This window comes from Stenotrophomonas sp. 112478_Sma, assembly GCF_056479905.1.
This window is the reverse complement of the sequence record NZ_CM151072.1, coordinates 1851043-1875058: the sequence shown is the minus strand read 5'-3', so window position 1 is coordinate 1875058 and position 24016 is coordinate 1851043. Positions and strand designations below refer to the sequence as shown.

Below are 24016 nucleotides of genomic sequence, written 5' to 3'. Positions count from 1 at the left end.
GGTCGCCGGTGGCCTGCGGATCACGCCTTGGCCTGTTCCATCAGGGTCACGAAACGGTCGAACAGCGGACCGACGTCGTGCGGGCCCGGCGACGCTTCCGGATGGCCCTGGAAAGAGAACGCCGGCACATCGGTGCGTGCGATGCCCTGGTTGGTGCCATCGAACAGCGACCGGTGGGTCACGCGCAACGTCGCCGGCAGGGTGGCTTCATCGACCGCGAAACCATGGTTCTGCGAGGTGATCATCACCCGGCCACTGTCCAGGTCCTGCACCGGATGGTTCGCACCATGGTGGCCATGGCCCATCTTGACGGTCTGCGCGCCCGAGGCCAGGCCCAGCAGCTGGTGGCCCAGGCAGATGCCGAAGGTCGGAATCTTCACGTCGATGAAGGTCTTGATCGCGGCGATCGCGTAATTGCACGGCTCCGGGTCACCCGGGCCATTGGACAGGAAGACACCGTCGGGCTTCAGCGCCAGCACTTCAGCCGCCGGGGTCTGCGCCGGCACCACGGTCACTTCGCAGCCGCGTTCGGCCAGCATGCGCAGGATGTTGGTCTTCACGCCGAAATCGTAGGCCACCACCTTGAAGCGGGCCGGCACGCTGACGAAGGCGTTGGCATCCAGGTCCAGCTGGCCCTCGGTCCAGACATAGGTCTTCTCGGTAGTGACGACCTTGGCCAGATCCATGCCCTTCAGGCCTGGGAACTTGCGGGCGGCTTCCAGCGCCTTCTCAACATCGATGTCACCTGCCATCAGCGCACCGTTCTGGGCGCCGTTCTCGCGCAGGATGCGGGTGAGCTTGCGGGTATCGATGCCAGCGATGGCCACCACGCCACGCTGGATCAGCCAGTCCTGCAGCGACACCTGGCTGCGCCAGTTGCTGGGGCGGCGCGGCACATCGCGCACGATCAGGCCGGCCGACCACACCTTGGAGGCTTCGTCGTCCTGGTCGGTCATGCCGGTGTTGCCAATATGCGGATAGGTCAGCGTGACCATCTGCCGGGCGTAGGACGGATCGGTCAGCACTTCCTGGTAACCGGTCATGGCGGTGTTGAACACCACTTCACCGACGGACAGGCCGGGCGCGCCTACGGATTCGCCCTCGAATACGGTGCCGTCTTCGAGGACGAGGATTGCGGCTTGGGTCACGGAAATCTCACTTTGGCTACCGAGGGGGTGCCGAAGTCACGCCTGTGCTTCACGGAAATCCGGTTGCAAAAAAGCGCGGACGTGCGGTTCAGGACCGGTCCGGCTTTGGTGATTCGGCGAGTGCGAATTGTAGCGCTGCCGGAGCGCTCGCGCCAGCGGTTGAATCGTTTCATGAACAGGCGACTGCGTATTCATTTCAATACGCCCGCGTGTGCAAAGCGCGATGGCCGGGGTCGGATCCCTTTTCATGCGGGAAAAGGGCTCTGACAGCAATCGCGGCGAGGGGTCAGATCCCTTTCCGTGGGAAAGGGATCCGACCCCGTGAATCAGTCCGCCGGGGTGTCCAGCAGGTCGCGCACCCGGTAGCTCCCGGGCGCCCGCCCCTGCAGCTGGCGGGCGGCAAACAGCGCACCGCGGGCGAAGATGTCGCGGTTGGTCGCCCGGTGGACCAGTTCGATGCGCTCGCCCAGGCCGGTGAACTGCACCAGATGCTCACCCACGATATCGCCGGCCCGCAGGCTGGCGTACTGCGGATCCGCCCCACCCCGCTGCGCGGCTGCGCCCAGGGTCAGTGCCGTTCCCGAGGGCGCATCCTTCTTCTGCGTATGGTGCGATTCCACGATGTCGCAGTCCCAGCCCGACAGAGCCTGCGCAGCGCGCTCGACCAGCTCGTCCAGCACCGCGACACCGAGGCTGAAGTTCGAAGCCCACACCAGCGGAATGCGCGCCGCGGCGGCGTCCAGCGCTTGGCGCTGCGCACTGGAGATGCCGGTGGTACCCGATACCAGGCCTGCGCCGCGTTCAACGCACAGGGCCAGCATCGCATCGAAGCCTTCCGGCAGGCTGAAGTCGATGGCCACATCGAATGCCGGCGCCCCTGCCAGCTCGCTGGCGGCAAAGAACGGCACTCCGTCGACCACCCGCTGGGCCGGCGCGCGGCCGGTCACCGCCGCCACGATCTGCAGGGTTTCGGGATGATCGGCGGCCAGCCGCAGCAGGGCCTGGCCCATGCGCCCGGAAGCGCCGTGAATGAGCAATCGCAGGGGAGTCTGGTTCATGCCCCGCAGGCTAGCGGCAGCATGCCCGGTCCGGCAAGCATCATCGCTGCTACGCTGCAGGACTCTTCATGCAATGGACCGCATTTCCCATGCAGATCAGCGAACAGCTGGTACTGGTCACCGGCGCTGGCCGCGGCCTTGGCCAGCATATCGCCCGCGCATTCGCCGCGCAGGGTGCCCGGATCATCATCAACTATCACCGCAGCGAGGCGGCCGCACGTGCATTGGCGGTGGAGCTGGGCGGGCAGGCACTCGCGCTCCGCGCCGACGTCACCGACCGGGGCCAGATCGAGGCACTCCTGCAGCAGGCGCTGGCGCATTTCGGCCAGGGCGTGACCACTGTGGTCAACAATGCATTGGCCGACTTCTCCTTCAATGGTGATGCGCGCGACGGCGCTGCCGACATTGGCTGGCCGGCGTTCCAGGCGCAGTTCGAAGGCAGCGTGCGCGGCGCGCTCAACACCGTGCAGGCCGCCCTGCCCGGCATGCAGGCGCGCGGTTTCGGCCGCATCATCAACATCGGCACCAATCTGTTCCAGAACCCGGTGGTGCCCTATCACGACTACACGGCCGCCAAAGCCGCCCTGCTTTCGCTGACACGCACCCTGGCCGGCGACCTGGGGCCGCACGGGATCACCGTCAACATGCTGTCCGGCGGCCTGCTGCGCAGCACCGATGCCAGCGCCGCGACACCGCAGGCGGTGTTCGATTACATCGCCGCCAACACGCCACTGCGCAGCGTGACCACGCCGGCCGAGTTCGCCGACGCCGCGCTGTTCTTCGCCAGCCCCTGGGCGCGCGCGGTCACCGGCCAGAATCTGGTGGTGGACGGTGGGCTGGTGCGGGATTGACGCTTCGGCGAGCGCAGCAGCCCCCGCTCTCTCCCGGCATCGTCAGTGCTGCTTCGGCGGCGTCGGCCCGCAGCTGTCGCAGCCACCACAGGCACCGCCGCCGCCACTGACAGGGGGCGCGATCCTGCGGCCCAGCGCCTGCAGCCAGCCGGCGCGGCCGGGCTTGAGCAGCGCCAGTGCCAAGGCACCGCGCATTCTGCGCACGGTGCCGGGGAACTGCTTTTTCAGTACGACCCACGCGCTGACCAGCACGGCCAGCGCAACGAGCAGGTACTGGAGCAGCAGTCCTGCGTCCATCAGCCGCCTCCCAGCGCCACGGTCACCTGGTAGGTGATCAGCGCTGCAACGTAGGCCGCTGCGAACAGGTAGAACGCCGCGAAACCCATCTTCTTCCACGAGTTGGTCTCACGCTTGATGGTGGCCAGCGTGGAGATGCACATCGGCGCATAGATGAACCACACCAGCAGCGACAGGCCCGTGGCCAGCGACCAGCCATCGGCCACCACTGGCGTGAGCGCCGAGATCGCCGCATCGTCGTCGGCCGCGGACAGCGCGTACACGGTCGCCAGCGAGGAAACCGCCACTTCACGCGCGGCGAGGCCCGGAATCAGTGCGATGCAGATCTGCCAGTTGAAACCCAGCGGGGCGAAAACCGCGGTCATCGCATGGCCGATGCGGCCGGCGTAGCTGTAATCGATGACCGGCAGCGTGGCGTCGGCGGGCGCACCGGGGAACGACAGCAGGAACCACAGCAGCACGGTCAACGCCAGGATGATGCCGCCCACGCGCCGCAGGAAGATCATGCCGCGCTCATACAGGCCGACTGCCAGATCACGCGGATGCGGAATACGGTACGAGGGCAGCTCCAGCATCAACGGATGCTCGCTCTTGTCGCGGCGCCACTTCTTCATGACCCACGACATCGCCAGCGCGCTGAGGATGCCGGCCACGTACAGTCCGAACAGCACCAGGCCCTGCTGGTTGAAGATGCCGACCTTGCCATCGGGAATGAAGGCGGCGATCAGCAGGGCATACACCGGCAGGCGGGCCGAACAGGTCATCAGCGGTGCCACCAGGATCGTCGCCAGCCGATCGCGTGGATCCTGGATGCTGCGGGTGGCCATGATGCCCGGCACCGCGCAGGCGAAGCTGGACAGCAGCGGGATGAACGAACGCCCCGACAGGCCGGCCGCGGCCATCAGCCGATCGAGCAGGAACGCTGCACGTGGCAGGTAGCCGGACTCTTCCAGCGCGAGGATGAACGCGAACAGGATCAGGATCTGCGGCAGGAACACCACCACGCCTCCCAGGCCGGCGATGATGCCGTCGGTCAGCAGGCTGGTCAGCGGCCCCTCTGGCAGCGCGCCACCGACCACCTCGCCCAGCCAGCCGAAGCCGGCCTCGATGCCATCCATCAGCGGTGTCGCCCAGGCGAACACCGCCTGGAAGATCAGGAACATCACCACGACCAGCGTCACCAGTCCGAACACCGGGTGCAGCAGCCAGCGGTCGAGCGTGTCGTCGATCTTCGCGGTGCGTGCCGGCATGCGCACGGCCACCGCCAGGATGTCGCGTACCCGGGCGTGGTAGTCGATGCCGTCCTCGGCCGGCGGCACCGGCGCATCCAGGTGCGGCACCATGCGGTCCAGGCGCTCGACCAGCGCACGCGCGCCCTGCTTGCGTACCGCCACGGTCTCGACCACCGGCACGCCCAGCTCGCGCTCCAGCGCTGCCACGTCCAGCTGGATGCCACGGCGCTCGGCCGCATCCACCATGTTCAGCGCCACCACCATCGGTTTGCCCAACTCGCGCAGTTCCAGTGCGAAGCGCAGGTGCAGGCGCAGGTTGGTGGCATCGATCACGCACAACAGTACGTCCGGCGCGGCCTCGCCCGGATAGAAGCCCCGGCACAGGTCGCGGGTGATCGCCTCGTCCAGGCTCGCCGGGTGCAGGCTGTACGCACCCGGCAGGTCAAGCACGGCGAACTCGCGGCCGGAGGGTGCGCGCAGGCGTCCTTCCTTGCGCTCGACGGTCACGCCGGTGTAATTGGCGACCTTCTGCCGGCTGCCGGTCAGCTGGTTGAACAGGGCGGTCTTGCCGCTGTTCGGGTTACCGACCAGCGCGATGCGCAGGGGGGCGGCAGTGGCGGATGCGGTCATGCACGTCTTTCCTGGCTGGCAGCGTCGATCACGACGCGCTTGGCTTCACTGATACGCAGTGCGAAACGGGTGAACCCGACCTGCACCAGCAACGGCTCTCCCCCCAGTGGGCCCTTGGCCACCAGGCGGACCTCCTCGCCCTTGACGAAGCCCAGCTCGCGCAGGCGGCGGGCAATGGCATCGTTGGCATGCAGGTCCTGCACGGAGTCGACCACGGCCGAGGTATGCAGGGGCAGTTCGGACAGCGTCATCTAGCCTGTTCTCTGCTGGATGTAAATGGTTCTCGATTCTAACATTCCCGCGTCGCGTCATGGCCCATGACCAATGGCCCGCTATGATCCATACAGGTATGGAGTGACCCTGGAATCCCATGAACGATGCTTTGCAGATCGAGCGCAGTGGCGCCGTCCTCACCCTCTGGCTGAACCGGCCGGAGCTGCACAACGCCTTCGATGCCGGCCTGATCGCCCGGCTGACCGCCGCGCTGGAGGCGGCCGGGCGGGAAGACGCGGTGCGCGCGGTGGTGGTGGCCGGCCACGGCGCATCCTTCTCGGCCGGTGCCGACCTGCAGTGGATGCGGGGCATGGCCGCTGCCAGCGAGGCTGACAACCGCGAGGATTCGCTGGCCCTGGCGCGCCTGATGCGCACCCTGGACGAACTGCCCAAGCCGACCCTGGCCCGGGTCCACGGTGCCGCCTTCGGCGGGGGTGTCGGCCTGGTCGCCTGCTGCGACATCGCCATCGCCAGCACCTGCGCCCGGTTCGGCCTGACCGAAAGCCGCCTTGGCCTGCTGCCCGCCGTGATCTCACCGTACGTGATCGAGGCGATCGGGCCGCGTCAGGCCCGCCGCTGGTTCGCGACCGGCGAGCACTTCGACGCCGACACCGCGCTGCGCATCGGCCTGGTGCACCAGCTGGTGGAACCGGAGCGGCTGGACGAGGCGGTGCAGCGCCAGCTGGCCCTGCTCGACAAGGCCGGCCCGATCGCCTCAGCGTCGGCCAAGCGCCTGGTCCGGCAGGTCCGTGACAGCCATGACCGCGATGCGCTCGACCGCGACAATGCCGCCCTGATCGCGCGCCTGCGGGTCTCGGCCGAGGGTCAGGAAGGCCTGGGCGCCTTCCTCGACAAGCGCGCCCCCCATTGGGTCACGGAGGCCTGAACATGCTCGATCATCTTGGTTTGACCAGCGCCGACCTGGCGCGCAGCAGGGCGTTCTTCAGCCAGGCACTGGCCCCACTGCAGATCGGCGTGGTGATGGAAGTCACCGCGGAGCAGACCGGCACCCACGACCAGGTCGGCTTCGGCCGCGATGGCAAGCCGTTCTTCTGGATCGGCAATGGCGGCAGCGTCAGCCATGGCGTGCACGTCGCCTTCGCCTGTACCGGCCGCGCGCAGGTGGACGCGTTCCATGCCGCCGCCCTGGCCGCCGGAGGACGCGACAATGGTGCTCCCGGCGTACGTCCCTGGTATCACCCGAACTACTACGCCGCCTTCGTGCTCGACCCGGACGGCAACAACATCGAGGCGGTCTGCCAGCGCCCCGCTGCGGAGACGGAGGCATGAGCGACTACGTCCGCATCGTCGAGGTCGGCCCGCGGGACGGGCTGCAGAACGAAAAGCAACCGGTCTCTACGGCCGACAAGATCGAGCTGATCAACCGCCTGTCGGCCACCGGCCTGCGCAGCATCGAAGCGACCAGTTTCGTCAGCCCGAAGTGGGTGCCGCAGCTGGCGGATGCCGCTGAGGTCTATGCCGGCATCCAGCGCCGGCCCGGCATCCACTATCCAGTGCTGGTACCGAATGAACAGGGCTACGAGCGGGCGCTCGCGGTCGGCGTGGAGGAAGTGGCGGTGTTCACGGCCGCCTCCGAGGCGTTCAACCGCACCAACACCAACGCCGGCATCGACGAGTCGCTGGCACGCTTCGAGCCGATCCTGCGCCGCGCCGCCGCCGATGGCGTACGGGTGCGCGGCTATGTCTCCACCGTGCTGGGGTGTCCCTACCAGGGCGAGGTCCCCCTGGCCGATGTGGTGCGGGTGGCGCGCGCCCTGCACCAGATGGGCTGCTATGAGATCTCGCTGGGCGACACGATCGGCGTCGGCACGCCGCGCAAGGCACGGGCGATGCTGCAGGCAGTCGCCGCGGAGATCCCGATGAGCGCGCTGGCCGTGCACTTCCATGACACCTACGGGCAGGCCATTGCCAACATCGCCACCTGCCTGGAAGAAGGCGTGCGCGTGGTCGACAGCGCCGTCTCCGGCGCGGGCGGCTGCCCTTACGCGAAAGGCGCCAGCGGCAACGTCGCCAGCGAGGACGTGGTCTATCTGCTGCAGGGCCTTGGCCTGGACAGCGGGGTGGACCTGCCGGCGCTGGCGGAAACCGGTCGTTGGCTGGCCGGCCTGCTCGGGCGTGCGACCGCCAGCCGCACCGGCCAGGCCCTCGCGGCCGTCTGATTCATCAGGGCGCGTCGCCCGGGCTCCGGGCGGCGCGGTGCACAACGGCAGCGGTCGTGGCTTCCGTTAGAATCGGCGGTTCTCGAACCTGCAGGACCGTGCAATGCAGCTGTCTTCCGTACGTGCCGTGATCACCGGCGGCGTTTCCGGCCTTGGCCTGGCCGTGGCCGAGCACCTCGTCGCCCAAAGCGGCAAGGTGGCCCTGTTCGACCTCAACGACGACAAAGGCAGCGCCGCCGTCGCCACGCTGGGTGCCGACAACGCCCGCTATTTCAACGTCAACGTCAGTGATGAAGCTGCCGTGGCGGCGGCCATCGACCAGGCCCACGATTTCCTCGGCGGGCTCAACGTGGCGATGAACTGCGCCGGCATCCTCGGCGCTGGCCGTGTGCTCGGCAAGGAAGGTCCGATGCCGCTGGCCGGCTTCCAGGGCACGGTGATGGTCAACCTGGTCGGCAGCTTCAACGTGGCCAAGGCCGCCGCCAACCGCATGCAGCACAACGAGGCCGGCGCCGATGGCGAACGGGGTGTCATCATCAACACCGCCAGCATCGCCGCCTATGAGGGCCAGATCGGCCAGGCCGCGTACGCCGCCAGCAAGGGCGGTGTGGTGTCGATGACGCTGCCGATGGCCCGCGAGCTCTCGCGCTTCGGCATCCGCGTCAACACCATCGCCCCGGGCGTGTTCTGGACACCGATGGTCGATGGCATGCCCGAAGCCGTACAGCAGTCGCTTGCCGCCTCGATCCCGTTCCCGTCGCGGCTGGGCAAGCCGGAGGATTTCGCCAGCCTGGTCGGCTTCATCCTCGGCAACACCTACCTCAATGGCGAGACCATCCGCCTGGACGGCGCTACCCGCCTCGCTCCGAAGTGATTCCCCCGGGCGCCGGGACGGCGTCCACCCCCAACGACCCAGATCACCATGAAAGCCAACGACATCAAGAAGGGCAACGTCGTCGAGTACAACAACGGCGTCTACCAGATCCGCGACATCGAGCGCAGCTCCCCGCAGGGCCGGGGTGGCAACGTCCGCTTCCGCTTCATCATGTACAGCGTGCCGGGCGGCAACAAGCTCGATGCCAGCTTCGATGCCGACGACAATCTGGTCGAGGTCGAACTGCTGCGCCGCCAGTCCACCTATTCGTACAAGGATGGCGATGCGTTCGTCTTCCTCGATGACGAGGACTACACCCCCTACACCCTGGATGCGGACGTCATCGGCGACGACGCCGGCTACATCACCGATGGCCTGACCGGCATCTACGTGCAGGTGATCGACGAGCAGCCGGTGGCCATCCAGTTGCCGGCCTCGGTGGTGCTGGAAGTGATCGAGACCCCGCCGGAACTGAAGGGCGGCACCGCCACCAAGCGTCCGAAACCGGCCAAGCTCAATACCGGGATCGAGATCATGGTGCCGGAGTACATCGTCAATGGCGAACGCGTGCTGGTGAACACTGCCACCGGCGAGTTCGCAGGCCGCGCGGACTGAGCTGACCGCACGCGCCTGGCAGAGCCGAGCCCCGCTCGGCTCTGCCGACCAACTTACGGCTGCCTGGCGCCGAAATTGCCACACCCATGGTACTGGCGCGTGCCGACGGTCAGCATCGCCTTCGCCTCGAACGGCTCGCCGCTCATGTCGTCCGTGCACGTCGTGCGCTGGAAGGTGAGCTTGATGTCGGTACCGTCCGCAGCCTTGCCACTCCATCCGTCCGCCCCCTGGTTGGGCGCGCCCACGTCGAAGTGCCGCTGGCCATAATCGACCTGCACCTGCAGGCCCGGCGTGTCACCGTCGACCACCGCCAGCCAGCCCGGTTCGTTGCCGGTCGCCCTGAACGCGGCAGCACCGGCACGGCCGTCGCCTTCCGTGGTCTCCACCGCGCGGCACTCGCGGTCCACTTCGCCCTTCAGGCTGAGCAGCCCGTCGTCGTGGCCCTTCGTCCAGAAACTGTTGCCCTGCCCGTCGCCGTACTTCGCCCCCGAAGTAGCACGCTCGGAGGTCATGGCGAACGTGCGATCCCCGATCACCACGGTGGCTGCGTCCTCGCCGTTGAACGTCGCACGCACGGCCAGATCGCCACACTGATAGGCCGTCTGGCTGGCGGTCGAGTTCGTGGACAGCGGCTGCGGCTCCGGCGGCGCCGGGTCAGCCGTGCCACCTGCTGCGGCAGGCGGCGTCGATGGCTGGCAGGCCGCCAGCACCAGGGCCAGCGAAGCCGACGACAGACTGGAAACTACACGCATGACTCGACTCCTTGTCGACCGTACTGAAGATAACCACCCTATCATCCGGCGATGAGCCGGCGCTGAAACCGATGTGATCGCGTTCACGCCGCGAGCACCGTCATCGACAGCAGCTGCGCGCCCTCCCCGCCGGAACTACAGGCCCAGACCCGCAACAGACGCATCCGCAATGCCTGCTCCTTCCCGTGCCGGACGACCACCATCTGCACCGGGCTGGACAGCAGCGCCAGCCGACCGCACAGCAGGGTGTCCACCGCCTGCAGATGCAGCGCCCGCACCTGCAGGTGCCCGCCCAACCAGTCATCCAGCCAGGGCAGATCAAACAGACGCCCGCCATCGCCATCCATCATGAACATCGCCGGCGACAACAGCAGCGACAGTGCCTGCCGATCACCCTCGATCAGGGCCTGGCACAGGCGCCGTTCCAGCGCCTTCAGCTGTACGTCGTGCAGCCTTTGACCGTTATCCGTTCCCATCCACAGATCCTTCCGGCAGTGGCCGGCGCCTGCGCAGGCGCCGCGCGATCCGTTGCCGCACCCCCTGCACCACCACATAGAACACCGGCACGAAGAACACCGCGAGCACGGTCGCGCTGACCATGCCACCGAACACACCGGTACCGATTGCCTGCTGTGTTTCCTTCGAGGCACCCTGCGCCACCATCAAAGGCACCACGCCGAGCGCGAACGCCAGCGACGTCATCACGATGGGCCGCAGGCGCAGGCGCGCTGCCTCCACGGCCGCTTCCACCAGCCCGCGTCCCTGCTGCTGCAGCTGTCGCGCGAACTCGACGATCAGGATCGCGTTCTTCGCCGACAGGCCGATCACCGTGATCATGCCGACCTTGAAGAACACGTCGTTGGGCATGCCCCGCAGCAGCACCGCCGCTACGGCTCCCAGCAGGCCCAGCGGCACCACCAGCATCACCGCCATTGGTATGGACCAGCTCTCGTACAGCGCCGCCAGGACCAGGAACACCACCAGCATCGACAGCAGCAGCAACCACGGGGCCTGCGCGCCGGACTCGCGCTCCTGCAGCGACTGACTGGTCCACTGCAGTGCGAAGCCCGCCGGCAGCTGCCGGGCCAGGCGCTCCATCTCGTCCATCGCCTGCCCGGTGGAAACGCCCGACGCGGGCGCGCCGGACAGATTCAATGCCGGGAAGCCGAGATAGCGCTGCAGCTGCAGGGGCGCTTCCGTCCACTGCGGATCGACCAGCTCCGACAGCGCCACCATGCCCCCTTCGCTGTTGCGGACATACAGCTTGAGCACGTCGCCCAGCTCCATCCGGTACGGCGCATCGGCCTGGACGATGACCTGCTGCAGCCGTCCCTTGTTCGGAAAGTCGTTGACGTATTGCGAGCCCATTGCCGCCGACAGCGTTCCGCTGATCTCGCTGAACGCCACGCCCATCGCCTCGGCCTTGGCGCGATCGATGTCAAGCCGGACGCTGGTACCTGCGGGCATTCCATCGGCATGCACATCGGACAGCAGTGTGCTGGACTGGGCCAGCTGCAGCAGCTGCTGGAGGGCAGCGCGCAGCTCGGCCTGGGTCTGCCCGGTCCGCGCCTGCAGCGCCAGCGAGAAGCCTGACGAGCGGCCGAGGCTGTCGATGGCCGGCGGCATCACGCTCATGACTTCGCCCTCGACCAGCGTCGACATCGCCTTCCGTACCGCCTCCACTTCGCCGGCAGCCGTCGCACCGGCACGCTCCCCCCAATCCTTCAGCATCGTGTAGGCCAGTGCAGCACTCGGCCCCGAGCCGGAGAAGCTGTACCCGAGGATCGACTGGTTGGATGCAACGCCGGGGCGCGAGGCCACGTGACGTTCGTACGCTTCAACGACGGCAAGCGTGCGCTCGGTGGTCGCCTCGGCCGGCAGCTGGATCGAGGTCATGAAGTACCCCTGGTCCTCCTCCGGCAGGAATGCCCCGGGCAACCCGTTCAGGCCCAGCAGAAGCGCTGCCACCAGTGCGACGAACACCCCCATCACGCGCCCGCTTCGCTGCAGCACAGCGGCCACGCCACGCTGGTAGCGGCCGGTCATCCGCTCGAAGCCGCGGTTGAAGGCGCCGAACAGTCCACTGCGGCCATGATGCCCGCGTGTACTTCCGCGCAGCAGCGTGGCGCACAGTGCAGGCGTGAGGCTGAGCGCCAGCAGTGCGGAGAACAGGATCGATACCGACATCGCGACGGTGAACTGACGGTAGATCGCGCCTACCGAACCACTGGCGAACGCCATCGGAATGAACACCGCGGTCAGTACCAGGGTGATGCCGATCACCGCGCCGGTCAGTTCGCGCATTGCCTTGATCGTCGCCTCGCGGGGTGGCAACCCCTCCTCGGCCATGATCCGTTCCACGCCTTCGACCACCACGATCGCATCATCGACGATGATGCCGATCGCCAGCACCATGCCGAACATGGTGAGGACGTTGATCGAGAACCCCAGCGCCAGCATCGCTGCGAACGTACCCAGCAGCGCAATCGGCGCGACCACGGCAGGTATCAGCGTATAGCGCCAGTTCTGCAGGAACAGGTACATCACCGCGAACACCAGCAGCATGGCCTCCAGCAGTGTCTGCACTACTTTGCGGATCGAGATGCTGACGAAGGGTGCGGTATCGAACGGAATGCTCGCCTCGACACCACGCGGCAGCAGCGGCGCCAGCTCGGCCATCCTTTCGCGCACCGCTGCCGCAGTGCGTACGGCGTTCGCTCCGGGCCGCAGCTGGACGCCCGCCGCCGTCGCAGGCTGACCATCCTCTCGGGTGCCCCAGGCGTAGCTCTGCGCCCCCAGTTCGACCCGGGCGACGTCACCCAGCAGTACCCGCGAGCCATCCGCCCGCCCACGCAGCACGATCGAAGCGAACTGCGCGGGCGTGGACAGCTGGCCATCGGCGCTCAGCGGCACGGTCAGGCGCTGGCCGGGCAGACCGGGGGAGTCGCCGATGCGACCCGGTGCGATCTCCAGGTTCTGCTGCTCGATGGCGCTGGCAACGTCACCGATGGTCAGGCCGTACCCGGTCAGCCGCGTGGGATCGAGCCAGACGCGCATCGCCTGCTCCGCGCCGAACAGCTGCACGCGCCCGACACCGTCGATGCGGCGCAGTTCCTCGATGATGTTGCGCGCCATGAAGTCACCCAGCGCGGCCTCGCTGACGCTGGCATCCGGCGAACGCAGGCCGACCAGCATCAGGAAACCGGAATCGGCCGCCTCCACGTACAGCCCGTTCTGGCGCACGCTGCGCGGCAACCGCGGCTCGATCGCCTTGATCCGGTTCTGCACATCGACCTGGGCCAGTTCGGGGTTGGTTCCCGGCTGGAAGGTCGCCGTGATCGACGCCTCCCCGGAGGTATCCACCGACGATTCGAAGTACAGCAGGTGCTTGACGCTGGACAGTTCGCGCTCGATCAGCGCGACCACCGCATCGTTCAATGTCTGCGGGCTTGCGCCTGGATAGCTCGCATAGATGCTGACACTGGGCGGAGCGACTGCCGGGTAACGCTCCACGGCCAACCGCGGAATCGCCAGGACACCGGCAAGGATGATGAAGATCGCCAGCACCCAGGCGAACACCGGGCGATCGATGAAGAAACGTGCCATGTTGGATTTTCCTGGATCGGCCGGGTCCTGGCGGACTCAGCCCTGACGACCTGACGGTGCAGCCCCGGCAATGGCGACGGGCCGTGACCAGTCGTGCATCTGGACCACCACGCCTTCCTGCAGGCGCTCCTGGCCTTCGACGACCACCTTCTCGCCCGCCTTCAGGCCATGCCGGACCAGCCACTGCCGATCCACGCTGCCATCGATCTCCAGCGTGCGGATCACCGCCTTGCCGTCACTGCCGACCACCCAGGCGTAGGCCTGACCACCGGCACTGCGCAGTACGGCCTGCTGCGGCAGAACCAGCGCACTGGACGGAGCACCGCGCGGCACTCTTGCCCGTACATACATTCCGGGCAGCAGCTGGCGCTGCGGGTTGTTCACCAGGATGCGCAGCATCACGTCGCCCGTACGCGCATCGACGCTGATGCCGGAGAACAGCAGCTCGCCACGTTCCGACAACGGCCGGCCCGCCGGGCCGATGATCGCCACCGACGACTGTCCACCGCTCGCGGCGCTGCGCTGCAGCGACTCCAGCTGGGACGCAGGCTGGCGAACATCCACGTAGACCTGGTCGATCTGCTGCACCACCGCCATCGGCTCGGCATCGGCCACGCCGACCAGCGCTCCCTCGGTCACCCATGCCTGATCGATGCGTCCGCTGATCGGCGCGCTGACCGTCGCATAGCGCAGGTCCAGCTGGCGGCGGGCAAGAATCGCCCGGGCTTCATTCACCGCGGCGCGCGCCTGCTCGTACTCGGCGCTGGCGTCGTCGCGATGCTGCTGGCTGACGGCCTGCGCCGCCGCCAGGGCGTGCAGCCGCTGCGACTGCACACGGCTGCGGGCAAGCGCCGCCTCGCTGCGCTGCAGGGCCGCCAGCGCCGAATCGACGTCCGCACGGAAGGCCGCCGGATCGATCTGGAACAACGCCTGCCCGGCGGTGACTTCGGCCCCCTGCTCGAACAGGCGACGCTGCACGATGCCGCCGACCTGCGCACGGATCTGTGCGGTACGCACGGCCGTCACGCGGCCCGGCAGCTCATCGTCGCGCTGCACGACCTGTGGGCCGACGGTGACCACACTCACGCGCGGTGCGGGTTCGGGGCTGGCTTCGGGAGAGGAACAGGCCGTCATGGCCAAGGCGAGGACCGCGATCAACGCGGCCGGGGTCCTGAAGGTTCTCATTGCTGTGCACAATGCCGCGGGCGCGGCGGATAGGTCATGAAGCGCGCAGTCTGCGCGGCGATGATGGGGTTTCGATGGAGGAAGTGTGGAGATACGATGGAGGCAAGCACCATATGGCCTGATCCACGCATGCACGCCTCCACCGCCCTCGCCGCCCTGGTCCTGATCGTGGAGGACGAGGCCGAGATCGCCGACATCCTCACTGCCTATCTTGAACGTGAGGGCCTGCGCACCCTGCGCGCCGGCGACGGCCACAGTGCACTGGACCTGCACCGCAACATGCGTCCGGACCTGGTCCTGCTGGATGTACAACTGCCGCGGCTGGACGGATGGAGCGTGCTGAGCCAGCTGCGCCAGCGCGGGGAAACGCCGGTGATCATGCTGACCGCGCTCGACCAGGACCTGGACAAGCTGACCGCGCTGCGCATGGGCGCCGACGACTACGTGGTCAAGCCGTTCAACCCGGCCGAGGTGGCTGCGCGCGTGCGCGCGGTGCTGCGGCGGACGCTCAGATCCTCACGCGTGGATGCACCGGCGGCACTGCGCATCGGGCAGCTGCTGATCGATCCGGCAACCCATGCCGTGCATGTGGAGGGCGATGGCTACAGCCATGAAGTCCTGCTGACGCTGACCGAGTTCAAGCTGCTGCACTGCATGGCCCTGGCACCGACCCGCATCTTCAGCCGCAGCGAACTGATGCATGAATGCCTGCCTGAGAGTGAAGCGCTGGAGCGCACGGTCGACAGCCATGTCAGCAAGCTGCGCCGCAAGCTGGACGACGTGGGCATGGTCAACATCCCGGCCAGCGTGCGCGGCGTCGGTTACCGCCTGATGGCCGACCGCTGATGCGCCGGTCCGGGCTCAGCCGGCACATCGTCGTCTCGATGTCGCTGATGGTGATCGGCGTCATCGTGATGATGATCCTCTCGTCCTGGCTGCTGTATGCGGTGCTGGTCGAGTTTTCGCCGGCCAGTACGGTCGAGCCGGAAAGCTGGCTGCCCACCGGACCCGAACTGGCCTGGATGGTCGGTGTCATCCTGACCGGGCTGGCCCTTGCGATCGCCGCATCGTTCCGCCTCGCCCACCGTATCCTGTCCCCGTTGAATTCGCTGGTCGACAGCGTGCGCGCGCTGGCCAGCGGCGACCTGGGCGCACGCGCCAGCGCCGACGGCAACTCTCCCGGCGAGGTCGCCGCGCTGGTCGACGACTTCAACGCGATGGCGCGCCGCCTGCAGCACATGGAAAGCGAACGGATGATGTGGCACGCCGCCATCGCCCACGAACTGCGCACGCCGGTCACCATCCTGCGTGGTCGCCTGCAGGGCCTGGCCGAAGGCGTGTTCCACCCCGACGAATCGCAGTTCCGCAGCCTGCTGGCGCAGGTGGAAGGGCTGTCGCGGCTGATCGAGGATCTGCGCGTGCTGAGCCTGGCGGACAACGCCCGGCTGGACGTGCGCCGCGCCCGTACCGATGTGGTGGCCGAAGTGCACTCGGTGATGACCCTGGTCGATCCCCAGTTCCGCGCGGCCGGCTTCGTGCTGGAACTGGAGACCAGCCGCGAGGAGCACAACGCCCACTGCGATCCGACCCGCCTGCGGCAGGCGCTTCTTGCGTTGCTGGAGAACGCACGCCGCTACGCCAGCCCGGGCCGGGTGCGGATCGCCGTGCATGACACCCCGGGACACGTGCAGGTTGCCATCGAGGATGAGGGCCCCGGCATCGATCCGGCACTGCACGCGGACATCTTCAGCCCCTTCATGCGCGCCGACGGTTCACGTTCGCGCCAGGGCGGTGGCAGCGGCCTGGGCCTGGCCGTGGTCAAGGCCATTGCCGATGCACATGGCGGAAAGGTCTACTGCGCGCCCGGTGGCAGCGGCGGCAGCCGCTTCGTCATCGAACTGCCGCGTCAGTAGGCGTCGCCTGCCGTCGCAGACGCTCACCCAGCGCCGCCAGGTTCGCGTCGATGTCATCGAGTTCCCCCCGCTGCGACGCCGGCAGCTGCTGTCGCAGCTGCATGCGCAGGGTCCGCCATGCCGGCACCGCCTGGGCGCTGGCCAGCGCAACGCGGTCGGCCAGCAGTACCTGTTCCTCGGGCAGCGGCAAGCCGTAGCCGCCGTCCGCCAGCAGCTCCCCAGGACGCAGCCACTGCCCGCTCAGGTCCAGCAGTTCACGCAGACTGCGTGCCTCAGCGCTCTCCGGCGCCGCCAGCAGACTACGCTTCAGCACGTCACGCGCGCGCAGCTCCGCGCGTCGCTGCGCGGCCTGTTCCAGCAGCAGCAGGCCAGCACTTGCGCGCAGATCACCCTGCAGCAGCCAGGGGCCGCGCTCGCGCGCGGGCAGATTCAGCCATGCGCGCACGTCGCGCGCCGGCAAGGCGAGCTGGGTGGCAGCCACGGAAAAAAGCTGCTGGTAATGATCACGCGCGGAAGCAAAGTAATACCCCTGCGCCTGCGCACCCGCCCGATCCGCCAGGACCTGGTCGTCCAGAACATGCAGCCGTGCCAGCCGACGCCGCAGTCCCCGCGGGGTGAGCTGGGCGAGCCCGGCCTGGCCGAGCCGGGGCACGCCGGCCTGCAGCAGTTTCGCAGTCTCCACCGCGCAGTTGTTGCTGACGAAGTAGTAGCGTCCATCATAGGTCCAATGCACCTGCGCGGTGCGTTCCAGCAGGCTGGCGATTTCTTCGCGCTGCAGGCGCAGGGGCAGCGACTGCAGGCCACGCAGCTCGACCTTGGTGTATTCATCCACCACCTGTTGCAGCGGCAGCACGAACAGGCGCGAAGGATAGTCGCCGGTCAGGCCACGCCAGTTGGAAATCTGCACATCGCCCACGAACGCGCGGAAGGACAGCACGCGGTGATGTTCGAGATCCAGCCGGCACGCCGGTCCCGGCGTCCGGCCCGGCCGGCAGATGACCAGCCGCAGCATGCTGTGGCCCCAGCGGCTCATCGGCTGCCGGCTGCCTTCGGCGAACAGGTAGTCCACCGCATAGACGCGCGCGGGATCCAGCTGCAGCAACGAGGCTGCCCCCTCCTCCGCTTCGGCCTGCAGCAATGGGAGGGTTGCCTCACAGTGCGGGCGTGGCAGCGATGGCGGCGTGCCGAAATGCGCCCGGTACCACTGCGCCAGGGCTGGACGGCGGCAGGCGAACGCACCATCGAGCACGAAATGCTCGGCATTCACTGCCAGGTACTCGGCCGCATCCGTCAGCTCGTAGGGATCCGGGCTGCGGTCACGGAAATCATTGTCACCGCGGCCCAGATGCCACGGCCTGCGCTGCCAGCCGGACAGATCGCGCCAGCGCGCGCTGCGCGACCAGCCTGCACCGTTGCGGTCGGCAACGTGGGCCAGTTCGTGCACCAGCGCGCTGCGTCGCGCGCGGCGGGCGCCGGGCACCTCCTCATCCAGCAGGTCGCGACGCAGCGACACGCGTCCGCCAAAGGCCCGACCGTGCACATCGGCCGGCAGGGCCTCACTCCAGCGAACCTGCACCTGCGGCGGCAACGCGCGCAGCAGCCCCTCGGGCAGCAGCGACTGCACGTCGGCCAGGGTCTGCCGGGCCAGCCGTTGTTGTGTTGGGTCCAGGCCTGCGGGGTCCAGCTGCAGGCGGTCGGTCGCATGCGCCACCGGTATCGCCAGCCACGCCAATGCGATACCCCATCCTGCATGCAGGGCACGCTTGGACAGCGCCGGGTCGCGGCCGGCATCTGCTGCTGCCCGCGTACGCAAGACGTTCAGCCGTGCATCGGCCGGCGCCACGGCAAGCGAAACCGCGGGCGGCATGCGGCCCGGATCAACGCGCCAGCAGGGCGCGCGCCAGTTCCAGATCGCTCTGCTGCTGCGCGGCAGCGTCCTGCTCGCGCAGATGGACCAGCGCGGCCTGCAGGCGCGCGCCACGGATCTGGCCGTCGCTGGCGACAAAGGCCGCGGCATCATCGCGCGCAGCGCGCACGACCTTGTCGTCACCCGAGCTGCTGCCCGACGAGCCGGACGATGCACCGGTTGCCGAACCGGCCGAGGTGCCGGCGAAGCTGGAAGCGAAGCCGGCCAGCGGCAGGGACAGCAGGGCAATCAGCAGGAACGGTCGGATCATCGGTCGCAGGCCGGTTGAAGGAATGGGTGGAGCGTAACGGGTGCGTGAAGGGTTTGCCCAGATCAGGCGTCGAACAGCTTGCCCGGGTTCAGCCGCCCTTCGGGATCGAACGCACGCTTGACCGCCTTCATCAACGCGATTTCCGCCGGTCCGCGCGTGCTGTCCAGGTAACCCTTCTTGACCAGGCCGATCCCATGTTCGGCCGAAATGCTGCCATCGAAACGCGCCAGCACCTGCGCCAGCAGCTTGGTCACCTGCTCGCACTGGGCAAGGAACTCGGCGTCGCTGGTGTCGTCCGGCTTCAGCACGTTGATGTGCAGGTTGCCGTCGCCGATATGGCCGAACCAGACCACATCGAAGTGTGGATAGGCCTGGCCGATCAGCGCCTGGGTCTCGGCCAGGAACGCCGGCATCGCCGAGATACGCACCGAGACGTCATTCTTGTAGGGCTTGTAGCGCGCCAGTGATTCGGTGATGCCCTCCCGCAGGCGCCACAGCTGGGCCGCCTGGGCGTCGCTGGCGCTGATCACACCGTCGCTGACCCAGCCGTTGCCCATGCAGTCCTCGAAGGCCGCCATGGCCGCGGCTTCCTGTGCCTCATCATTGGCAGCGAACTCGGTCACGACATAGTACGGATGCACTTCGTCGAACGGCGCCTGCGCACCATGTGCCAGCACGTGTTCCAGCGCCCGGTCGGTGAAGAACTCGAACGCCTGCAGCTGCAGGCGCGCGCGGAAGGCGGCGAATACCTGCATCAGCACCTCGAAGCTGGGCAACGCCAGCAGCATCACGTTGCTGGCCGGCGGGGGATCGGTCAGCTTCACCGTTGCCTCGACGATCACGCCCAGCGTGCCTTCTGAACCGATCAGCAGCTGGCGGAAGTCGTAGCCGCTGGAGTTCTTGATCAGGCCCTTGTTCAATTCCAGCAGCTCGCCGCTGGCAGTGACCACCTTCAACCCGGCGATCCATTCACGGGTGTTGCCGTACCGGATCACGCGGATGCCGCCGGCATTGGTGGCGATGTTGCCGCCGATCGAACACGATCCGCGCGCGGCGAAATCGACCGGATAGATCAATCCATGCTCCAGCGCGGCGTTGTGCAGCGCTTCGAGCGGCATGCCGGCCTGTACCACCAGGGTCCGGTCGACCGCGTCGTAGGCCAGGGCCTTGTTCATCCGTTCCAGGCTCAGCACCAGTTCGCCGTGGGCGGCTACCGCGCCGCCGGACAGCCCGGTACGGCCGCCGGAGGGCACGACCGCAACCGCTTCGGCCGCGCTCCAGCGCATCACCGCCTGCACCTCCTCGACCGTGGCCGGCAGCGCGATCGCCAGCGGCGCCGGCGTCCAGCGCCGGGTCCAGTCGCGACCGTAATGCTCCAGGTCGGATGGGTCGGTCTTCAGCTTCAGGCCGGGACAGGCCTGCAGCAGCGAGGCAATGCGGGAATCGGTCATGTCGGTCCAGCGCGGTGCGTGACGAACGGGCAAGCGTGCCAGTGGCACGCGCCAGCGTCCAGCCCCGCAGTGCCGCACAGATAGCTACGGATGCAACCAATTGCGCACTGCACCATGGGCGGTCCGATCTGGCATAGTGGTCAGCCCCTGTCCCACTGGCCGTGTTGCCCCATGTCGCCGAAGAAGACCTCGTTCCCGAAGCAGGATATCCGCGTGCTGTTGCTGGAGGGGGTCAGCCAGACCGCCGTGGAGGTATTCAGCGCCGCCGGCTACAGCCAGATCGAGGCGCACACCAAGGCGCTGCCCGAGGACGAACTGAAGGCGCGCATCGCCGAGGCGCATATCGTCGGCATCCGTTCGCGCACCCAGCTCAGCGCCGAGGTGCTGGCCGAGGCCAAGCGCCTGATCGCGGTGGGCTGCTTCTGCATCGGCACCAACCAGGTCGATCTGGACGCGGCCGAGCTGGCCGGCATCCCGGTGTTCAACGCGCCCTATTCCAACACCCGCAGCGTGGCCGAACTGGTGATCGCCGAGGCGATCATGCTGACCCGTGGCATCCCGCAGAAGAACGCTGAATGCCACCGCGGCGGCTGGTCGAAGTCCGCCAGCGGCAGCCATGAGGTACGGGGCAAGACGCTGGGCATCATCGGCTACGGCCACATCGGCACCCAGGTCGGCGTGCTGGCCGAATCGCTGGGCATGCAGGTGATCTTCCACGACGTGGAAACCAAGCTGGCGCTGGGCAATGCGCGTGCCGCGGCCAGCCTGGACGACCTGCTGGCACGTGCCGACATCGTTACCCTGCACGTGCCGGAGACCCCGGCCACGCAGTGGATGATCGGCAGCACCGAGCTGGCGAAGATGCGCAAGGGCGCGCACCTGATCAATGCGGCGCGCGGCACCGTGGTCGACATCGATGCGCTGGACGCAGCGCTGGCCAGCGGCCATGTCGGTGGGGCTGCACTGGATGTGTTCCCGGTGGAGCCGAAGGGCAACGGCGACATCTTCGAATCACCGCTGACCCGCCACGACAACGTGATCCTGACCCCGCATGTCGGCGGCAGCACGCTGGAAGCGCAGGACAACATCGGCGTGGAAGTCGCCGCCAAGCTGGTGCGCTACAGCGACAACGGCAGCACCCTGTCGGCGGTCAACTTCCCGGAAGTCACCCTGCCCGAACACGAAGACAGCCTGCGCCTGCTGCACATCCACCAGAACGTGCCGGGCGTGCTGTCCAAGGTCAACGAGATCTTCTCGCGCCACAACGTCAACATCGACGGCCAGTTCCTGCGCACGGACCCGAAGGTGGGTTACGTGGTGATCGACATCACCGCCAGCGAGGAGCAGGCCGCCGCGGTGCGCGAAGAACTGGCGGCCATTCCGGGCACGTTGCGCACCCGCATCCTGTATTGATTGAAGGTTCGCCGGGCACGGCCCGGCGCTACCCACGCGATCACGGTAGCGCCGGGCCATGCCCGGCGGCCCGCGCATGAGGTGGACGTCCCCGTCAGCGCGCCAACCACCGGCGCGCCATGCGCTGCATCGATTCGTCCGATTCCGGGTCGGCCGCGACTTCGGTCACCGGCCGCCAGGCCAGGTCCAGCGATTCCTCGCTGAGCACGAAGTCCTCGCCCCCCAGCGCCCGGATCACGAAGCGCACGTCGTAGTGCCAATGCCCCGGCACGTCCCCGCGTTCGGGGATCCAGTGCTTGTCCAGGTCGAAGATCGCCGGATCGTCCAGCACCAGCCCGGACAGCCCCGACTCCTCCTCTGCCTCCTTCAGCGCCACCCGGGCCAGGTCGCGGTCGCCGTCGGCGTGGCCGCCCAGCTGCAGCCAGCGCTGCAGCTTGCGGTGGTGGGTCAGCAGCAGGCGCTGGCCATCGGCGCTGACCAGCCAGCAGCTGGCGGTGAAGTGGCCGGCCAACCGCTCGCGCCGGAACGGATCTTCCGGATCGTCCAGTAATGTGCCGAATTCGGCAGCCAGGGCGTCGTGGGCGGGCTCGAGGCGCGCATGGTCCCGCAGCAGACTGCGCAGGCGATCATCAAGCGCGGCAAGGGTTTCGGCGGTGTGGCTCATGAATGGGGGTGGTTCGGAAAAATACTGTTCATTATCGCCGCTCATTGTTGCGATTGCGCTTGTGCGTTGGCTTCAGCTTTGGCTAAGGTACAGCGGGCCGTTCGCGCGGTCTTCACCATTCAGGGCTGCCGGCAACGTATCGACGGCCCCCAAACCGATCATTAGGGAAGTACTGCATGCTGAAAGCTCTGTTGAGGGTCAAGCCGGTGCAACCGGCCGGGCACGTCGATGCCGGCGAACCCATCGAAGGCAGCCTGGACGGCGAAGCCACGCTGAAACGGACCCTCACGGCGAAACACCTGATCCTGCTTGGCGTAGGGGCGGTGATCGGTGCAGGCATCTTCGTACTGACCGGTCAGGCCGCGGCCAACCACGCCGGCCCGGCAGTGATGCTCTCGTTCGTCTTCGCCGGCATCGCATGTGCACTCGCCGGCCTGTGCTACGCCGAGTTCGCCGCGATGATGCCGGTATCGGGCAGCGCCTACTCCTACTCCTACGCCACGCTCGGCGAGGGCATGGCCTGGTTCATCGGCTGGTGTCTGGTACTGGAGTACCTGTTCGCCTCGGCCTCGGTCGCGGTGGGCTGGTCGGCCTACCTGATCAGTTTCATCACCACCACGCTGCACATGCCGTTCCCTGACGCACTCAGTGCGGCACCGATCGCATGGACCGGCAGCGAGTTCATTTCTTCCGGCAAGCTGTTCAACCTGCCGGCGGTCCTGATCGTCGCTGCGGTCTCGGGCCTGCTGTACGTCGGCGTGACCCAGTCGGCCTTCGTCAACGCCATCATCGTGGCCATCAAGGTCACCGTGATCTGCCTGTTCATCGGCTTCGGCGCCGCCCACATCGATCCGGCCAACTGGCAGCCCTTCATTCCGGAGAACACCGGCGTATCCGGCGAGTTCGGCTGGAGCGGCGTGTTCCGTGCCGCCACCATCGTGTTCTTCGCCTATATCGGCTTCGACGCGGTTTCCACCGCAGCCGGCGAAACCAAGGACCCGCAGCGCAACATGCCGATCGGCCTGCTCGGGTCGCTGGCCGTGTGCACCCTCGTCTACATCATCGTCTGCGCCGTGCTGACCGGCATGATGCCGTATCACCTGCTGGGCACCGACAAGCCCGTGGCCACCGCGCTGGAGCCCTATGCCAGCCTGTCCTGGCTGAAGACCGCAGTCGAGATCGGCGCCATCGCCGGCCTGTCCTCGGTGGTGCTGGTGATGATGATGGGCCAGACCCGCATCGCCTACACGATCTCCCGCGACGGCCTGCTGCCGAAGTTCTTCGGCAAGGTCCATGCCCGCTTCCGCACCCCGTACTGGGCCACGATCGTGGTCGGTGTGATCGCTGCGGCACTGGCCGGCCTGATGCCGCTGAACGTGCTGGGCGAACTGGTCTCGATGGGTACCCTGCTGGCGTTCGCAACCGTATGCATCGGCGTGCTGGTTCTGCGCTATACCCGTCCGGAGCTGCATCGTCCGTTCCGCGTCCCGGTGGTGTGGATCATCTGCCCGCTGGGCGCGGCGGCCTGCCTGTTCCTGTTCTGGCAGGCCTTCGTGGTGCACTGGCATCTGTTCGTCGGCTGGACGGTGCTGGGCCTGCTGATCTACTTCGGCTACGGCATGCGCAACAGCAAGCTGGCCAAGTCCGCCTGAACCTGCGGGCCGGCCCTGCGCCGGCCCGTCTGCGCCTGCCAGTGT

23 protein-coding genes are annotated in these 24016 nt (G+C 67.6%); 10 read left to right on the top strand and 13 right to left on the bottom strand.

Going from position 1 to position 24016, the window contains the following annotated elements; genetic code table 11:
* Positions 1 to 20: 20 nt before the first annotated feature.
* Together carA and ACZK08_RS08810 are read right to left on the bottom strand one after the other, a co-directional pair.
* Positions 21 to 1148 carry a glutamine-hydrolyzing carbamoyl-phosphate synthase small subunit gene (gene carA / locus ACZK08_RS08815; RefSeq protein WP_478452688.1) on the bottom strand — a complete coding sequence of 376 codons (1128 nt, stop codon included), beginning with the start codon at positions 1146 to 1148 and terminating at the stop codon, positions 21 to 23.
* A gap of 326 nt (positions 1149 to 1474) precedes the next feature.
* A complete protein-coding gene (locus ACZK08_RS08810) occupies positions 1475 to 2158 on the bottom strand; it encodes a 4-hydroxy-tetrahydrodipicolinate reductase (RefSeq protein WP_065182679.1) in 684 nt (227 codons plus the stop codon).
* Positions 2159 to 2295: 137 nt separating this feature from the next.
* On the opposite strand from ACZK08_RS08810, the gene ACZK08_RS08805 reads away from it, so the two are divergent.
* Positions 2296 to 3057, top strand: coding sequence for a 3-oxoacyl-ACP reductase (locus ACZK08_RS08805; RefSeq protein ID WP_065182680.1), 762 nt, complete (start codon positions 2296 to 2298; stop codon positions 3055 to 3057).
* 42 nt (positions 3058 to 3099) lie between these two features.
* On the opposite strand, the gene ACZK08_RS08800 is transcribed toward ACZK08_RS08805, so the two are convergent.
* From ACZK08_RS08800 to ACZK08_RS08790, 3 genes are read right to left on the bottom strand one after another with little or no spacing between them, the layout of a single operon-like run.
* Positions 3100 to 3354 carry a DUF6587 family protein gene (locus tag ACZK08_RS08800; protein ID WP_065175605.1) on the bottom strand — a complete coding sequence of 85 codons (255 nt, stop codon included), beginning with the start codon at positions 3352 to 3354 and terminating at the stop codon, positions 3100 to 3102.
* On the bottom strand, positions 3354 to 5216 hold the full coding sequence (gene feoB / locus ACZK08_RS08795) for a ferrous iron transport protein B (protein WP_065182681.1): 1863 nt from the start codon (positions 5214 to 5216) through the stop codon (positions 3354 to 3356). Before feoB ends, ACZK08_RS08800 begins: the two co-directional genes overlap by 1 nt.
* A complete protein-coding gene (locus tag ACZK08_RS08790; protein ID WP_053519514.1) occupies positions 5213 to 5467 on the bottom strand; it encodes a FeoA family protein in 255 nt (84 codons plus the stop codon). Before ACZK08_RS08790 ends, feoB begins: the two co-directional genes overlap by 4 nt.
* A gap of 119 nt (positions 5468 to 5586) precedes the next feature.
* Between ACZK08_RS08790 and ACZK08_RS08785 the strand changes: the two genes are divergently transcribed.
* The 5 genes from ACZK08_RS08785 (at position 5587) to yeiP (ending at position 9158) form a co-directional block, all read left to right on the top strand.
* A complete protein-coding gene (locus ACZK08_RS08785; protein ID WP_065182682.1) occupies positions 5587 to 6375 on the top strand; it encodes an enoyl-CoA hydratase/isomerase family protein in 789 nt (262 codons plus the stop codon).
* 2 nt (positions 6376 to 6377) lie between these two features.
* Positions 6378 to 6779, top strand: a complete 402-nt coding sequence (locus ACZK08_RS08780) for a VOC family protein (RefSeq protein ID WP_053519512.1) — start codon at positions 6378 to 6380, stop codon at positions 6777 to 6779.
* Positions 6776 to 7669 carry a hydroxymethylglutaryl-CoA lyase gene (locus tag ACZK08_RS08775; protein ID WP_053519511.1) on the top strand — a complete coding sequence of 298 codons (894 nt, stop codon included), beginning with the start codon at positions 6776 to 6778 and terminating at the stop codon, positions 7667 to 7669. Before ACZK08_RS08780 ends, ACZK08_RS08775 begins: the two co-directional genes overlap by 4 nt.
* A 103-nt stretch (positions 7670 to 7772) precedes the next feature.
* Complete coding sequence (locus tag ACZK08_RS08770) at positions 7773 to 8543, top strand: SDR family oxidoreductase (protein ID WP_065182683.1); 771 nt, start codon at positions 7773 to 7775, stop codon at positions 8541 to 8543.
* Between the two features lie 48 nt (positions 8544 to 8591).
* Entirely contained in the window at positions 8592 to 9158 is a 567-nt protein-coding gene (gene yeiP, locus ACZK08_RS08765; RefSeq protein ID WP_005409468.1) for an elongation factor P-like protein YeiP, read from the top strand.
* Between the two features lie 53 nt (positions 9159 to 9211).
* Here yeiP and ACZK08_RS08760 read toward each other — a convergent pair whose 3' ends face one another.
* The 4 genes from ACZK08_RS08760 to ACZK08_RS08745 all read right to left on the bottom strand — a co-directional run bounded on the left by ACZK08_RS08760 (position 9212) and on the right by ACZK08_RS08745 (position 14701).
* A complete protein-coding gene (locus ACZK08_RS08760) occupies positions 9212 to 9910 on the bottom strand; it encodes an MliC family protein (protein ID WP_065182684.1) in 699 nt (232 codons plus the stop codon).
* Between the two features lie 83 nt (positions 9911 to 9993).
* On the bottom strand, positions 9994 to 10386 hold the full coding sequence (locus ACZK08_RS08755) for a nuclear transport factor 2 family protein (RefSeq protein ID WP_065182685.1): 393 nt from the start codon (positions 10384 to 10386) through the stop codon (positions 9994 to 9996).
* On the bottom strand, positions 10373 to 13516 hold the full coding sequence (locus ACZK08_RS08750) for a multidrug efflux RND transporter permease subunit (protein ID WP_065182686.1): 3144 nt from the start codon (positions 13514 to 13516) through the stop codon (positions 10373 to 10375). Before ACZK08_RS08750 ends, ACZK08_RS08755 begins: the two co-directional genes overlap by 14 nt.
* A gap of 36 nt (positions 13517 to 13552) precedes the next feature.
* On the bottom strand, positions 13553 to 14701 hold the full coding sequence (locus ACZK08_RS08745) for an efflux RND transporter periplasmic adaptor subunit (RefSeq protein ID WP_065175598.1): 1149 nt from the start codon (positions 14699 to 14701) through the stop codon (positions 13553 to 13555).
* Between the two features lie 129 nt (positions 14702 to 14830).
* Here ACZK08_RS08745 and ACZK08_RS08740 point away from each other — a divergent pair, with 129 nt between their 5' ends.
* Both ACZK08_RS08740 and ACZK08_RS08735 read left to right on the top strand, forming a co-directional pair.
* Complete coding sequence (locus ACZK08_RS08740) at positions 14831 to 15547, top strand: response regulator (RefSeq protein WP_180876004.1); 717 nt, start codon at positions 14831 to 14833, stop codon at positions 15545 to 15547.
* A complete protein-coding gene (locus ACZK08_RS08735; protein ID WP_053519504.1) occupies positions 15547 to 16614 on the top strand; it encodes an ATP-binding protein in 1068 nt (355 codons plus the stop codon). The genes ACZK08_RS08740 and ACZK08_RS08735 overlap by 1 nt, the downstream gene beginning before the upstream one ends.
* Here the strand turns inward: ACZK08_RS08735 and ACZK08_RS08730 are convergent.
* The 3 genes from ACZK08_RS08730 to ACZK08_RS08720 form a co-directional block, all read right to left on the bottom strand.
* Positions 16592 to 18481, bottom strand: coding sequence for a DUF7844 domain-containing protein (locus ACZK08_RS08730; protein WP_081284437.1), 1890 nt, complete (start codon positions 18479 to 18481; stop codon positions 16592 to 16594). The genes ACZK08_RS08735 and ACZK08_RS08730 overlap by 23 nt on opposite strands.
* A 10-nt stretch (positions 18482 to 18491) precedes the next feature.
* Complete coding sequence (locus ACZK08_RS08725; protein ID WP_053519503.1) at positions 18492 to 18791, bottom strand: DUF2388 domain-containing protein; 300 nt, start codon at positions 18789 to 18791, stop codon at positions 18492 to 18494.
* 62 nt (positions 18792 to 18853) lie between these two features.
* Positions 18854 to 20242, bottom strand: coding sequence for an FAD-binding oxidoreductase (locus ACZK08_RS08720; protein ID WP_053519502.1), 1389 nt, complete (start codon positions 20240 to 20242; stop codon positions 18854 to 18856).
* A 171-nt stretch (positions 20243 to 20413) separates the two neighbouring features.
* Here ACZK08_RS08720 and serA point away from each other — a divergent pair, with 171 nt between their 5' ends.
* Positions 20414 to 21655: a phosphoglycerate dehydrogenase gene (serA, locus tag ACZK08_RS08715; RefSeq protein WP_053519501.1), complete on the top strand. Its 1242-nt coding sequence runs from the start codon at positions 20414 to 20416 to the stop codon at positions 21653 to 21655.
* A gap of 94 nt (positions 21656 to 21749) precedes the next feature.
* Here the strand turns inward: serA and ACZK08_RS08710 are convergent, their stop codons facing one another.
* Complete coding sequence (locus tag ACZK08_RS08710) at positions 21750 to 22364, bottom strand: NUDIX hydrolase (RefSeq protein ID WP_081279755.1); 615 nt, start codon at positions 22362 to 22364, stop codon at positions 21750 to 21752.
* A gap of 131 nt (positions 22365 to 22495) precedes the next feature.
* On the opposite strand from ACZK08_RS08710, the gene ACZK08_RS08705 reads away from it, so the two are divergent.
* On the top strand, positions 22496 to 23971 hold the full coding sequence (locus ACZK08_RS08705) for an amino acid permease (RefSeq protein WP_053519499.1): 1476 nt from the start codon (positions 22496 to 22498) through the stop codon (positions 23969 to 23971).
* The last annotated feature ends 45 nt before the right edge of the window (positions 23972 to 24016 follow it).